A 12,948-nucleotide genomic window follows, 5' to 3' on the forward strand; every position below is an offset into this window, starting at 1 on the left:
CACACCACCGGCGAACGCGAGACCAGCAACAGACAACACACTCTTACGCATGATCGTGTTCATGGGGGTAGCTCCTTCGGGGGTAGGAACACCCAGCCACTGACCGGGGGGTCGGCGGCACGGGTGTGAGCACCTCGTCCGGCGCTGCACAAACAAGAAAGTCTTGGGGGTGGGCAACCGACAAGCCGCGGGGCTCGTGGTGCCGGGTCCAGATGTAACGACCGGGGGGCCGGGGTCATTCCGGGGGGCGGCCCATCCATCGGCACCTCGTGGAGTACCGGGCGGTCGTTCGTGGGGACTGTAACGACCGGACCGCGGCCCGCATTCCAACCCGGTAGGGCGGGGCGGCGAGCCGGTGGTACTGCGATCGTCAGGGTATGTAACGACCCCGGCCCGACCATCATTCCGGGCCACGAGTGCACCCGGTCACAGGCCCAGACCGCCCATCAGCGGACATTCACCCCAGGTGCGCTGGCCGTACCGGCTCCGAACCGCCCAGCGACCCGTGATCGACTCGGGATCAGCGAAACCGGGCTATCGGGGCAACGATCGCGGACCCGTGTCAGCACGTTGCCCCGGCCGCCGGGCGGGGGGCATCAGCTGCCCAGGTAGCGCAGCACCGCGAGGATCCGACGGCTGTAACCGGTGGTCTCTCCGAGATCGAGCTTGTCGAAGATGGCGTTGACGTGCTTCTCCACCGCGCTCTGCGACACGTGCAGCCGATGCGCGACGGCGCTGTTCGTGTGACCTTGGGCCATCTCATGCAGGACGTCCCGTTCGCGCGGTGTGAGCCGCCCGAACGGGTCAGGCCGTTCCGAGCCGGCCAGGACCTGACGAACCACCTCCGGGTCGAGCGCGGTGCCCCCGGCGGCCACCCGGTCCAGTGCGTCGAGGAAGTCGTCGACCTGGGCGACCCGGTCCTTGAGCAGATAGCCGACCCCCTCGGGACGGTCCGCGAGCAAACGGCCAGCGAAGCGCCGCTCCACGTACTGGGAGAGCACCAGGACACCGGTGGTGGGCCAACGTCGACGGATCTCCAGGGCGGCACGCAGCCCGTCGTCGGTGTGGGTGGGCGGCATCCGGACGTCGGTGACGACCACCTCCGGACGGGTTCGTCCGACCGCCTCGACCAGTTCGTCGGCGGTGCCGACCGCGGCGACCACCTCGTGCTCCTCCTCGGCGAGCAGGCGCGTCAGGCCCTCCCGGAGCAGGGTCGAGTCTTCGGCGAGGACTAGCCGCACGGCAGTTCCGCCAGCACTGTGGTCGGGCCGCCGGCCGGGCTGGTCACCCGCAGCCGGCCGTCCAGTGCGGCGATCCGTCGGGCCAGGCCGGCCAAGCCTCGCCCGGTGGGGTCCGCGCCGCCGACGCCATCATCGTGTACGCGCATCCGGACCCACCCTTCCCGTACCCCGATCTCGACCGCGACCAGCGTAGCGGCGGCGTGCTTCGCGGCGTTGGTGAGCGCTTCGCAGGCCACGAAGTACAGCACCGTCTCGATCTGCCGATCGGGGCGGATCGGCAGATCGCAGCGGATCCGCACCGGCACCTCGGAACGACGGGCGACCATGGTGAGCACCGCACCGAGGTCGCTGCCGTCCAGCGCCGACGGGTAGACCCGCCACGCAACCTCGCGCAGTTCCTCGACGGCCCGCTGCACGTCCTCGTGTGCCTGGGCGAGCAGCGCGGCGGTGCGGTCGGCGTCGCGGGCACGCCGAGCCCGGCCGAGCAGCATGCCGAGGGCGACCAGGCGCTGCTGGAGGCCGTCGTGCAGGTCGCGTTCGATGCGCTGCCGTTCGGCGTCGACCGCCGCGATGACCCCGGCCCGGCTGCTTGTCAACTCGTCGACCCGCCGCGCCAGCTCGGCCCGACTCCCCGGGCCGAGCAGCCGCCGCGCCAACCGGACGTCCAGCGCGGCGACGCTGGCGAGAGCTTGGACGTTGAGCAGCAGGAGCACCACCCCAACGGCGGCCTGTGCCAGGGTGTCGAGGAGGGACAGCTCGCCGCGTACCGCCGCGCGGAGCACGATCCCGGCCAACACCAGGCCGATGCCGAGCATCGCGTACGCCAGAAGGCCGAGCGCTCCGGGCAGCAGCCGGGCCGCCAGGTAGCCGACCTGCCGCCGGGTCGCCACCGCGTGGACCGGGAGTAGGTCGCCCTCGGGGAGCAGCAGCCGACGGAGTCGGTCACGTTCCAGGCGGACGAGCCATCCGGCGTACCGCTGGGTGAGCCTGGCGACCCCGCGAGCGGCCGGCGGCACGGGCGCGGACAGGGCGAACGCGACGGCCGCGACGACCAGGACGGCAAGCTCGACAACGCTTGTCGCGCTGCCGGCGCCGACGCCGACCGGCAGCCGGAGACGAGCCCACCACCTGTCGATCCGACGCTCCCCGCTCACCTGACCTCCCCCGTCCGCGGCTCGTCGGTCGTCATCGGCCCTGCTGGCGACAGGTGGAGCAGAGCCAGCGAGCGCACGCCGGGCTAGCGCTCGTCGGAGGTCCACGAACCACTTCGGTAGAGAGTGCCGCGCCCACCCGGATCGGGCACACCGAGCGCCGGTTCGCCGCGCCCGGGGTCACCGGGATCGGCCAGCTCGGGGTTGCGGGCGGCACGACGGGCGCGCAGCACGCGGGACCCGACGAACCAGGCGACCGCCGCCGCGCAGACCACGATCACGACTTTCTGGAGCGTGCTCGCGTACCCCTCGACGAGGTGCCAGTTGTCGCCGAGCAGGTAGCCGGCGAGGACGAAGGTGGTGTTCCAGATCAGGCTGCCCAGCGTGGTGTAGAGCAGGAACGTGCCCACCGGCATGCGCTCCACCCCGGCCGGGATGGAGATCAGGCTCCGGAAGATCGGGATCATCCGGCCGAAGAAGACGGCCTTCACACCGTGCCGGAGGAACCACGCCTCGGTCCGGTCCACGTCGCTGAGCTTCACCAGCGGCAGCCGGGCCACGATGGCCCGCATCCGGTCCCGACCCAGCGACGCGCCGACCAGGTAGAGCGCCAGCGCGCCCACCGCCGAGCCCAGCGTGGTCCAGAAGATCGCACCGACCAGACTCATCCGGCCCTGCGCCGCGACGAACCCGGCCAGCGGCAGGATCACCTCGCTGGGGATCGGCGGGAACAGGTTCTCCAGCGCCACGGCCAGACCGGCGCCCGGCCCGCCGAGTCGTTCCACCAGGTCACTGACGTAACCGACGAGGCCACCCTGCGGTGGTTCCGCCGCGGCGGTGGGGGTTCCGGTGGCGAGCACGGCGTGGGACGTTCGAATCATGCACCCACCGTACGAAGTGATCCTGGGAGTCGACCATGCGGTTGACCGCCCGGCCGCGCGACTCGACCACACCGCTGGGGGTGTGGAAAACCGCACCCCACTGCGGCTCGCGGTCGCGCAGCCGCGGTGCGTACCCCGGGATGTCGCGGAGAACGCGCGGGCGCACGCCGCCGCGGTCCACGCGGCGGGTGCCCGGGTGGTGGTCTTTCCCGAACTGTCCCTGACGGGGTACGAGTTGGACGCGCCGGTCGTGTCGGTCGACGACCCGCGGTTGGTGCCGCTGATCGAGGCGTGCGCCGAGACCGGCACGTTGGCCCTTGCCGGCGCACCGGTCGCCGGCGACCACATCGGGGTGCTGGCGGTGACCGGCTCCGGGGTGACGCTGGCGTACCGCAAGATGTGGCTGGGTGCCGCCGAGGCCCGCCGGTTCCGGCCGGGTGACGCGCCGGTCGTGCTCGCTGTGGACGGCTGGCGGGTGGGGTTGGCGGTCTGCAAGGACACCGGCGTCGCCGCGCACGCGGAGCGGACCGCGGCGCTCGGGATCGACGTCTACGCGGCGGGTGTCGTGGAGTCCGCGCGCGACGCCGCCGTGACGGACCAGCGGGCGCACCGGATCGCGACCGCCCAGCGGGTCTGGGTGGCGGTGGCGAGTTTCGCCGGCTCGACCGGCGGCGGCTTCACCGAGACGGCAGGGCGGTCGGGAGTCTGGACGCCGGCGGGCGAGGTGGTCGCGCGTGCGGGCACCGAGCCGGGTGAGTCGGTCGGCGTCACCCTCGGTTGAGCGGGCTCAACCTGTCGTACGCCTCGGGCAGGATCGGCTCATGAGCACTGTCCCCTCCCGCCTGTCCGTGGTCACGCTGGGAGCACGTGACATCGGCGCGCTGCGGTCCTTCTACCGGCCGCTGGGGTGGCCCGAGCTGCCGGCCAGCGACGACGGCTGGTCGGCCTTCCTGCTCGGTGGCGTCCTGTTCGCGCTCTTCCCGCTGCCGGAGCTGGCCGCCGAGGCGGCCCCGGGCGTGCCCGATCCGGCCGGAGGCTGGTCCGGCGTCACCCTGGCGTGCAATGTCGACGGTCGCGAGGAGGTCGACAGGGCTTTCGCCGCAGCGGTCGCTGCGGGCGCGACGGTGGTGGCGGAGCCGACCGACCGGCCCTGGGGTGGGCGCTCCGGCTACATCGCCGACCCGGAGGGCAACCGGTGGGAGATCGCCTGGGCCGGCACGGCTGTCTTCGACGAGCGGGGTGCTCTCGTCTCGTTCGGCTGAGTGGTTGGTGTTTGCGCCTCGACCATGACCTCGGAATGCTTCGCGGGTGACTTCTTTTCCGGGGACCTTCGCCGACGATGTCATCGGCCAGCCGCCTCAGGCGCAGTTCGAGACGTTCGTCGACGAGCATCGCCGAGCACTCAACGGCTGTCTGGACGGGCTGACCGAGGAGCAGGCGCGCCGTTCGTTGGTGCCGTCCCGGACCACGCTGCTGGGTCTGGTGAAGCACGCCGCGTTCGTGGAGAAGGTCTGGTTCGACGAGGCCGTCACCTGCCGGTCCCGCTCCGAGATCGGCATTCCCGCGACGCCGGACGAGTCGTTCGTCCTGGACGACGACGACACGATCGCCAGCGTCCAGCGAGCACACCGCGAGGCCTGCGAAGCCTCCCGCCGCGCGACATCCTCGCTGGGCCTGGACGACATCCTGCGCGGCAACCGGCGGGGCCCCCTGCCGCTGCGCTGGGTGTACCTGCACGTGCTGCGCGAGCTGGCCCAGCACTGCGGGCACGCCGAAATCCTGCGTGAGCAACTCCTGGCCGAGTAGCGGGGGCGGTCAGCCGGCGTCCAACACCTCCCGCAACCGTGCCGCGAACTCCTCGGGCTTGCCCGCGTAGCCGAACTCGCCACCGAGGAAGCCGCCGTGGTGACTCGGGAACACCACGGTCTCCTGGCCGAGCAGGGCCGCCAGGCCGAGGGCCGTGCGCGCGGTGTACGTCCCGGCCGACTCCTCGCCGACGGCCACCACGATCCGGGTCGGCGCCGCGGTGAGCCGGCTCGCGTCGGGACGGTAGTCGCTGATCGCCCACGAAAGGTCCGACAGCAGCGGGTCGTCGCGACTGCCATCGTCCTCGGTGGACAGTCCGAACGTCGCCGGGTCGGGCGTGGGCTGGGCGAAGTAGGCGTCGGTGAACTCGCCCTGCCACGAGGTCATCGCGATGAACGCGGCCATGCCCGCGCCGGCGCCCTTCGTCTGGTACGCCTGGTAGAAGTCGGCACGGGCGCGTTCGGCAGCCCCGGCGTCGGGAAGCACCGCGTTGATCGGCGGCTCGTGCGCCACCAACGTGACGACGTCGCCCGGGTAGGCGGCGACAAGTTCGAGCGCCGTGACCGCACCGCCGCTGCTGGCGAACAGGTCGACCGGCCCCGTGCCGAGCGCCTCGATCAGGTGGTGCAGGTCGGCCGCCTGCTGCTGCGGCGTGTGGTCGCTGCGGCCGTCCGTGCGGACGCTTCGGCCGAGACCGCGCGGGTCGTAGGTGACCACGGTGCGGTCCGTGAAGTGCGGGGCGAGCGCGGTGAAGCCCTCCGCCGTCATCGGTTGACCGATCATGAGCAGGACGGGGCGCCCGCCGGACGGGGGCAGCGGACCGCGGACGTCGTAGACCAGGTCGACGCCGGGCACGGCGAGGGTGTGCGTCTGCGTTGTCGTCATGTCGGTGAGACTACGGCCGGCGGAAACCGATGGACGGCTACGCCGTGCCGGCGACATCCGTCGCTGCCGCCCGGCGGTACTGGATCACGCTCCGGCCCCGCCGCCGGTGTCGGCGAAGCGCCGGAGCGTCCACCGGGCCGGCGGCCAACCGCCGGGGTCGTGGTCGGTGGTCCATTCGGTGATCGACGCCGGAGCGACGTCCAGGTCGAACGCTCGGAATATCGGCTGCGCGGCGAGCGCGTGGAACGCGCCCTCGACGGTCTCGCTGTGGCCGACCAGGACCACTGTGGCGCCCCGATGTCGATGCGCGATCTCCATGATCGCGCGGCTGACCCGGACCACCAGCTCGGCCCAGCTCTCGTTGCCATCCTCGAACGGCCGGAACACACCCCCGCCGGCCACCGCGTGTTCGGTGCGGAAGCGGGCGGTTGGCAGGCCGTCGGCGTACGGGGGTGTGTGCCAGGTGCACAGACCGCAGTCGGCCACCGGTCGGACGCCGAGCGCCGCGCCGATCGGTTGCGCGGTCTCGACGGCTCGGCGCAGGACGGACGAGTAGACCGCCACCGGTCCGTCGGCAGCAACGTCACGGGTGAGCCGGTTGGCCAGATCGTGTGCCTGCTCGTGGCCGAGGGAGGTGAGGCCTCGACAACCACGTGGCCCGCCCACGATTCCTTCGACCTGATGAAGCGACTCGCCGTGCCGCACGAAGATCAGACGTGTCCGCATCGGGACATCATGCCAGCGGAATCGGCAGCGGTATCAGTCGTCCGTCCGGCCCGTGGAGAAGCTGCCGGCCTGGGTCAGCAGAGCGTCCAGTTGGGCACCCGTCTGCGCTGGCAGCCTGTCGCGTTCCACCAACTCGGCGATGTGTTCGCGCAGGTCGGCGGCGCGCTTGGCCCGGTCCCTGGTGTGTCGGTTCAGGTCGGCGAGGTCGTCGCGCAGATCTTCGGCGGTCTTGCGGTCGACGTCCCCGTGGGCGACCGCCCCGGCGAGGACGGCGGCGAACTCGCTTGTCACCTCCCGGAGGCTGACCGGCACCTGCTGCCCGGCGGTCGGGGGCGCGGTGCTGGCGCTGGGTCGGGGCGAGGAGGGTGCCGCCGGCGTCGGCGAGTGCGTCGTGGGCGCGGGGTTCGGGGCGGAGGTCGACGACGGGGCGGCCACCTGCGGCGAGGTGGGCGCGCTCGGTGTGCCGAAGGGACCCTCGGCGAGCAGGGCGCCGATGCCGACCAGCACGGCGAGGCCGGCCGCGACCAGCACGGCGAGGGGCCGGCGCGACCGGCGGCGGGTCGGCTCGGCGGCGGCCGGGGCGGGACGGGCCGCCGAACGGTCGATCAGGGTGGGCGGGTGCGCCGCCGGCAGGATCCGCAGCAGCTCGGTGGACTGGTGCGCCGCCGGCGGGATCCGCAGCAGCTCGGTGGGCGGCTCGACCGGCTGGCCGGCGCCGAAGCGGCGGGCCAGATGGGCGGCGCTCGGCCGGTCGGCCGGGTTGGCGGCCAGGCAGGCGAGGGTCAGCTCGGCGATGTCGGCGGGGAGGCCGGACACCCGTAGCGGCGGCACCGGAGTGCCGCGCCGATGCACGTCGAGGGCGTCCTCCCAGCTCTGCACCGGCAGCGGCGCCTGCCCGGTGAGGGTGCGGTAGAGCAGCGCGCCGAGGGCGTACACGTCGCTGGCCGGATCGGGCGGGCCGGCGGTCAGCCGCTCCGGGGCGAAGTAGGCGGGGGTGCCCATCAGCGGCTCGCCGGACTGGCCGTCGAGCCCACCGAGCGCGGCGATGCCGAAGTCGAGCACTTTGGCCCCGGTGTCGGTGAGCATGACGTTGCCCGGCTTGACGTCGCGGTGCACCACGCCGATGCGGTGCGCGGCGGCGAGCGCGGCGGCGATCTGTCCGGCCACCCGGACCGCTTCCGGCCAGGGCAGCGGCCCGGTCCGCAGGCGGTCGGCCAGGTTGTGGCCATCGACGAGCTCCATCACCAGGTACGGGACCACGACGCCGCCGGCCAGGGTCGCCTCGGCGTAGTCGTACACCTGGGTCACGTGTGGGTGGGTCAGCCGGGCGGCCGCGCGGGCCTCGCGTTGGATGGTGGCCCGCAGTTGCGGGTCGGCGGCGAGCTGCCCGGCGAGGACCTTGATCGCGACCGGTCGGCCGAGCACGTCGTCGTCGGCCCGCCACACCTCGGACATGCCACCGAGGCCGATCCGCTCGTGCAGTACGTAGCGGTCGTGGAGACGGAGGGTGGGCGTGAAGGGCGACATGGCCTCACCAGTCTGCCTGGCCGCGCCCTACTCGACCACCCTCCGTGCCCGGACCCACACTGTTCGTCCCGTGCGTACCGGAATGAGTTTCGATCGGGTCAGGAGCAGCGCGGCGAGGCGGGCATCGGTCGCGGCTGGATGCGGTCGGCGAGCCGGCGCAGGGCGACGGCGGCGGCCTGCCGGGTCGGGGCGAGCAGGGCCGGGCGGACGCGTTCGACCTGGACCGGGGCGTCCGGTCGGGCCGAGTTGACGTGCCGGTTCATGGCGTCGAGCGCGGTGACGTAGCCGGTGGGAAGTTCCATGGTCAACTCCTCGGGACAGGTCCGGTGGAGTCCCGGACGACGAGTGCGGTGGGCAACAACACATGGCCGGCCGCGGCGTCCGCGGGCGGGTCGAGCAGGAGTTCGGCGGCGATCCGGCCCTTTTCTTCGGCTGGTTGCCGGACCGTGGTGAGGCCGGCCGCGGCGGCCTCGGGGACATCGTCGAAACCGGTCACCGAGACCGGCGGGCGGGTGCCGCCCGGCCGCTGCGCCAGCGCGTCCAGCACACCGAGGGCAAGCACGTCGGAGGCGGCCAGCACGGCGGTCGGCGCCGTCGGCCCGTCGAACAGGCCGGCGACTGCGGCGGCGGCCGCCGGACGGCTGTTACCCGGGGCGTTGAGCACTGTCAGCTCCGCCCACTCGACGCCGACCTCGGCGAACGCGTCGGCGAATCCGGCGAGCCGGCCCCGGGTCGTGGGGTGCCCCGCCTCGTGTACGCCGGACAGCCGGAGCGGGCCGGCGGGGGCGCCGGGGACCACGGAATCGGCGAGCAGGGCCACCCGGCGATGACCGAGGCCGGCCACATGCGCGGCGACGCCACGCGCCGCGGCGCGCTCGTCGATGCCGACGAACCGCTCGTCGGGGCCGGCATCGTCGCGGGCGGCGGTGCTGACGAACGGCAGCCCGCGGGCGCGGATCACGTCCAACGCCCATTCCTCGTCGGCGACGCAGTAGACGCAGAACCCGTCGACTGCGGCGTTCTCCACCGCCCGCCGGGCGTCGGTCACGGCCGGCGGCAGCGGCACCAGCAGCATGCTGGTGCCGTGCCGCTCGGCGGCCCCGCCGACCCCGGCGAGGAAGCGGACCGCGAACGGGTCGGTGAAGGCGTACGACAGGTGCGAGGTGAACAGCACCCCGATCGACCCGACGAAGCCCCGGCGCAGGGAACGTGCGGTGGGGTTGGGGCCGGGGTAGCCGAGTTGCCGGGCGGCGTCCAGGATCTGCTCGCGCAGGGTGGCGGAGAGCTGGTCAGGGCGGCTGTAGGCGTTGGACACGGTGCTGCGCGAGACGCCGACGGCGTCGGCCACGGCTTGCAGTGTTGGCTTCACCGGCACCTCTCTGTATCGATCCAGTCTGTATCGATACAGAGACTAGCTCGACCAGTCGGCGTCGGTCAATACGTGGATCCGATCGGGGCAACGGCGACGCCTCGGGGCTCCAGCACCAGACGCCCCCGCAACCCCCGGCGGCCAGCCACGACGGCACGGCGGAGTGGCCCGGGCACGTCAGAAGACCCCGGCGAGCTGAACGCTCCCAGTCGGGACCGTCGCGCGGCCGGGTCAGGGCAGGCGGCCGACCCCGCCGTACATGCCCACCTCGGCGGTCGAGGGACGCGGCTGCGCCTCACTCTCCGCCCGCCACTCGGCGACCGAGGTGATGCCCGGCTCGACCAGGTCGAGATCGACGAAGAAGCGGGCGAACTCGGCACGGGCACGCAGGTTGATCAACCCGTGCGGGCCGCCGCCTCGGGCCTTCGCCCTGAAGTCAGCGGCGACCGCCGGTGGAAGGTGGTCGTCGGTGCCGTGCGAGGCGACCAGGTAGCTGCCGGCCGGCAGCGCGTCGAGCAACTGCCGCACCAGCGCGTACGGGTTGTCGTCGTCGTGCAGGAAGTGCAGGACCGCGACCAGCATGAGCGCGACCGGCTGCGACAGGTCGATGGCGCGACTCAACTCCGGGTGCGCGAGGATCCGCTGCGGGTCGCGCAGGTCGGCGTCGATGTAGGCGGTGGCACCCGCCGCCGAACTGGTCAGCAGCGCACGGGCGTGGGCCAGCACGATCGGGTCGTTGTCCACGTAGACCACCCGGGTTTCCGGCGCGATGGCCTGGGCGACCTCGTGGGTGTTGTTGGCGGTCGGGATGCCGGTGCCGATGTCGAGGAACTGCCGGATGCCGGCCTCGCGGGCCAGGTATCCCACCGTCCGCTGCAGGAAGCGGCGGTTTTCCAGGGCGGCGGTGCGGACGCTCGGGAAGGCGGCCGTTATCGCGTCGCCGGACTCCCGATCGGCCTGGAAGTTGTCCTTGCCGCCCAGCCAGTAGTTGTAGCGGCGGGCGGGGTGCGCCACCGAGGTGTCGATCCGGTCGCTCGGTGAGCTGGCCGTCGCGCCCGCAGCATCGGTGGTCAAGGCAGCCCCCGCAATGACATCTGTCCACTGTCGCCGTTCGCTGACCATGCTAGTGCCAGGGCGGGTGGGGCCGTGGCCCCACCCGACGATCACGCGGGATAGAGGTCGTCCAGCAGCCGGCCGAGAATCTCCGCCGTACGCTCGGGTGGCTCGGCCTCGACACAGAGCCGTTCCATGGCCACCGCGTAGTAGTCCAGGTCGTCGCGCTTGTCGAGGTAGATCGCACTGGTGAGTTGTTCGATGTAGACGATGTCGGGCAACTCCTGGTCACCGAAACGCAGGATGGTGAAGGCGCCCCCGGCGGCGGCGTGACCCCCGGCGGCGAACGGAATGACCTGGAGCCGGATGTTCGGTGACTTGGTCGCCTCGATGAGTGCGGTGAGCTGGCCACGCATGACCTCGCGGCCACCGATCGGTCGACACAACGCCGCCTCGTCCACCACCGCCCAGAGCTGCGGCGGGCTCTCCCGGTGCAGCAACTGCTGACGCTGCATCCGCAGGGCGACCCGTCGATCGATCTCGCCGGGATCGGCCGTGCCGTGCCCGAGCAGCACGACCGCCCTGGCGTACTCCCGGGTCTGCAGCAGGCCGGGCACGAACTGCACCTCGTAGCTGCGGATCAGCGCGGCCGCGGCCTCCAGGCCGAGGTACGACTGGAACCAGGTCGGCAACACGTCACCGTAGCGGTGCCACCAGCCGGGACTGTTGGCGTCCCGCGCGAGCTTGAGCAGCGCGTCACGCTCGTGTTCCTCCGTGACGCCGTAGAGGGTCAGCAGGTCGGAAACGTCGCGCTCCTTGAAACCGACCCGGCCCAGCTCCATCCGGCTGATCTTGGATTCGGAGGAGCGGATCTCCCAGCCGGCGCCCTCCCGGGTCACCCCGCTGGACTCCCGCAGACGGCGCAACTGGGCACCGAGCAGCATCCGCAGCACTGTCGGCCCGGTTGTCGGGCCACCCTCGGCAGGAACCATCGTCACGTGCGGACCTCCGGACACCGACCCGTGATGGCCGGGCACCCCAGCCCGACCGACGTGTAAGCATGCCATGGACCGACAGTGAGGTGAACTCCTCCGGACCGGCCGATTCGGTCCCGTCGCCGGGACGATCCCGCTGACGAACGGTCAGTTGATGAGGTGGTCGAAGTCGCCGTCGCGTGCGCCGAGCACGAAGGCGGTGATCTCGTCCACCGTGTAGATCAGGGCCGGCCCCTCCGGATGTCGCGAGTTGCGGACCGCGATGCCGGCTCCTTCGGGCAGTTCGGCGAGTTCGACACAGTTGCCGCTGGGGTTGCTTCGGCGGCTCTTCTGCCAGCTCAACGGAGGCAACTGGTGGATCGGTACGCCATTGGGTGGCTGCTGCATGGAGGCGTCTTTCTGCTCACGAGCCCGCCGGTGGCCGTGGGAGGAGCGGTGACGGCGAGGGGGGTGCCATATCGACATTGGACGGTCATGCACGTGCATCTGCTATTGCATCTGCACCGGACGGCGAGCATGATAACGCACGTGATCGGTGGCCATCCGTTCACTTTGAGTTACCCCTACAGGGGCAACCATCAGGTAAAACGTGGCCCCGACGCGGCACGCCGCGTCGACCGAGGCTGGAGGCGGTCGAGGCGATGGGAGGGTTCGTGCCCGATCCGATGAGTGTCGCCTCCGGCATCTGCGCCGCCGGCGCCGTGCTCTCCTCCTGGCAACTGCGCCGACGGGCGCTGCGCGCCGAGGCCGAGATCGGGCACCTGCACGCCGAGTTGGCCGCCGAACGGCACGCCGCGAGTCACGACCCACTCACCGGGCTGCCCAATCGCCGCGCCTTCTACCGCCTCGCGGCCACCCTGCTCACCGACGCGGCCGGCGAGCCGTTGATCGCCGTCGTGCTCGACCTGGACGACTTCAAACAGATCAACGACCAGTACGGGCACGCCGCCGGAGACCAGGTGTTGATCAGTGTGGCCGAGCGGCTCGCCGGCTTCGCCGGGGACAACCTCGTCGCCCGCCTCGGCGGGGACGAGTTCGCCGGGCTGCTCTCCACCCCCACCGTCGACCGGCGCTGGATCGAGCACGCCACCCGCCGTCTCAGTGAGACCGTCGCCGCGCCGATCCGGCTGAGCGGATGCAGCGTCCGGGTCACCGCGTCCGTCGGGCTCGCCCCGGTAAGCGGTCCGGCCCAGCTCACCGACGCGCTCAGCCGCGCCGACGCGGCGATGTACCAGGCGAAGAGCCTCGGCGGCGCACGGTCGCCCCGGCAACTGGTCGACAGCGCCCGCCTGGCCGAGCGCTGACCACGCACCC

The 12,948-nt window shown here is 72.2% G+C and carries 15 protein-coding genes; 4 read left to right on the plus strand and 11 right to left on the minus strand.

The window, feature by feature from the left end; all coding sequences use genetic code 11:
* Window positions 1-596: 596 nt before the first annotated feature.
* From ABZU25_RS23320 to ABZU25_RS23330, 3 genes are all read right to left on the minus strand, one after another.
* Entirely contained in the window at window positions 597-1,241 is a 645-nt protein-coding gene (locus tag ABZU25_RS23320; RefSeq protein WP_355031483.1) for a response regulator transcription factor, read from the minus strand.
* Complete coding sequence (locus tag ABZU25_RS23325; RefSeq protein WP_355031484.1) at window positions 1,232-2,395, minus strand: histidine kinase; 1,164 nt, start codon at window positions 2,393-2,395, stop codon at window positions 1,232-1,234. The genes ABZU25_RS23320 and ABZU25_RS23325 overlap by 10 nt, the downstream gene beginning before the upstream one ends.
* An 83-nt stretch (window positions 2,396-2,478) precedes the next feature.
* On the minus strand, window positions 2,479-3,273 hold the full coding sequence (locus ABZU25_RS23330; protein WP_355031485.1) for a DedA family protein: 795 nt from the start codon (window positions 3,271-3,273) through the stop codon (window positions 2,479-2,481).
* 82 nt (window positions 3,274-3,355) lie between these two features.
* Here ABZU25_RS23330 and ABZU25_RS23335 point away from each other — a divergent pair, with 82 nt between their 5' ends.
* The 3 genes from ABZU25_RS23335 to ABZU25_RS23345 are packed head-to-tail and all read left to right on the plus strand — an operon-like array spanning window position 3,356 to window position 5,079.
* Complete coding sequence (locus ABZU25_RS23335) at window positions 3,356-4,054, plus strand: carbon-nitrogen hydrolase family protein (RefSeq protein WP_355031559.1); 699 nt, start codon at window positions 3,356-3,358, stop codon at window positions 4,052-4,054.
* 40 nt (window positions 4,055-4,094) lie between these two features.
* A complete protein-coding gene (locus ABZU25_RS23340; RefSeq protein ID WP_355031486.1) occupies window positions 4,095-4,535 on the plus strand; it encodes a VOC family protein in 441 nt (146 codons plus the stop codon).
* 46 nt (window positions 4,536-4,581) lie between these two features.
* Window positions 4,582-5,079 (plus strand): DinB family protein, encoded by a 498-nt coding sequence (locus ABZU25_RS23345; protein ID WP_355031487.1) that lies wholly within the window; start codon window positions 4,582-4,584, stop codon window positions 5,077-5,079.
* A gap of 9 nt (window positions 5,080-5,088) precedes the next feature.
* On the opposite strand, the gene ABZU25_RS23350 is transcribed toward ABZU25_RS23345, so the two are convergent.
* The 8 genes from ABZU25_RS23350 to ABZU25_RS23385 form a co-directional block, all read right to left on the minus strand.
* On the minus strand, window positions 5,089-5,964 hold the full coding sequence (locus ABZU25_RS23350; RefSeq protein WP_355031488.1) for an alpha/beta hydrolase: 876 nt from the start codon (window positions 5,962-5,964) through the stop codon (window positions 5,089-5,091).
* An 84-nt stretch (window positions 5,965-6,048) separates the two neighbouring features.
* Window positions 6,049-6,690 carry a histidine phosphatase family protein gene (locus tag ABZU25_RS23355; protein ID WP_355031489.1) on the minus strand — a complete coding sequence of 214 codons (642 nt, stop codon included), beginning with the start codon at window positions 6,688-6,690 and terminating at the stop codon, window positions 6,049-6,051.
* A 33-nt stretch (window positions 6,691-6,723) separates the two neighbouring features.
* Window positions 6,724-8,217, minus strand: coding sequence for a protein kinase (locus ABZU25_RS23360; RefSeq protein WP_355031490.1), 1,494 nt, complete (start codon window positions 8,215-8,217; stop codon window positions 6,724-6,726).
* Between the two features lie 98 nt (window positions 8,218-8,315).
* Entirely contained in the window at window positions 8,316-8,519 is a 204-nt protein-coding gene (locus ABZU25_RS23365; RefSeq protein ID WP_355031491.1) for a hypothetical protein, read from the minus strand.
* A 2-nt stretch (window positions 8,520-8,521) separates the two neighbouring features.
* Window positions 8,522-9,565, minus strand: coding sequence for a LacI family DNA-binding transcriptional regulator (locus ABZU25_RS23370; RefSeq protein WP_355031492.1), 1,044 nt, complete (start codon window positions 9,563-9,565; stop codon window positions 8,522-8,524).
* A 252-nt stretch (window positions 9,566-9,817) separates the two neighbouring features.
* The gene (locus tag ABZU25_RS23375; protein WP_355031493.1) at window positions 9,818-10,660 is read right to left on the minus strand and encodes an SAM-dependent methyltransferase; all 843 of its coding nucleotides are present in this window, start codon (window positions 10,658-10,660) and stop codon (window positions 9,818-9,820) included.
* 89 nt (window positions 10,661-10,749) lie between these two features.
* Window positions 10,750-11,637: a helix-turn-helix transcriptional regulator gene (locus tag ABZU25_RS23380; RefSeq protein ID WP_355031494.1), complete on the minus strand. Its 888-nt coding sequence runs from the start codon at window positions 11,635-11,637 to the stop codon at window positions 10,750-10,752.
* Window positions 11,638-11,781: 144 nt separating this feature from the next.
* A complete protein-coding gene (locus ABZU25_RS23385) occupies window positions 11,782-12,021 on the minus strand; it encodes a DUF397 domain-containing protein (protein ID WP_355031495.1) in 240 nt (79 codons plus the stop codon).
* A gap of 266 nt (window positions 12,022-12,287) precedes the next feature.
* On the opposite strand from ABZU25_RS23385, the gene ABZU25_RS23390 reads away from it, so the two are divergent.
* Window positions 12,288-12,938, plus strand: a complete 651-nt coding sequence (locus ABZU25_RS23390) for a GGDEF domain-containing protein (RefSeq protein WP_355031496.1) — start codon at window positions 12,288-12,290, stop codon at window positions 12,936-12,938.
* Window positions 12,939-12,948: the final 10 nt, after the last annotated feature.

It is taken from the genome of Micromonospora sp. NPDC005215, from assembly GCF_040607915.1.
Classification (GTDB): domain Bacteria; phylum Actinomycetota; class Actinomycetes; order Mycobacteriales; family Micromonosporaceae; genus Micromonospora.

Bases quoted from the DNA above. Each gene is read 5' to 3' on its own strand.
- ABZU25_RS23330 (WP_355031485.1), bottom strand. From the start codon at position 3,273: ATGATTCGAACGTCCCACGCCGTGCTCGCCACCGGAACCCCCACCGCC.
- ABZU25_RS23340 (WP_355031486.1), top strand. From the start codon at position 4,095: ATGAGCACTGTCCCCTCCCGCCTGTCCGTGGTCACGCTGGGAGCACGT.
- ABZU25_RS23350 (WP_355031488.1), bottom strand. From the start codon at position 5,964: ATGACGACAACGCAGACGCACACCCTCGCCGTGCCCGGCGTCGACCTG.
- ABZU25_RS23355 (WP_355031489.1), bottom strand. From the start codon at position 6,690: ATGCGGACACGTCTGATCTTCGTGCGGCACGGCGAGTCGCTTCATCAG.
- ABZU25_RS23360 (WP_355031490.1), bottom strand. From the start codon at position 8,217: ATGTCGCCCTTCACGCCCACCCTCCGTCTCCACGACCGCTACGTACTG.
- ABZU25_RS23365 (WP_355031491.1), bottom strand. From the start codon at position 8,519: ATGGAACTTCCCACCGGCTACGTCACCGCGCTCGACGCCATGAACCGG.
- ABZU25_RS23385 (WP_355031495.1), bottom strand. From the start codon at position 12,021: ATGCAGCAGCCACCCAATGGCGTACCGATCCACCAGTTGCCTCCGTTG.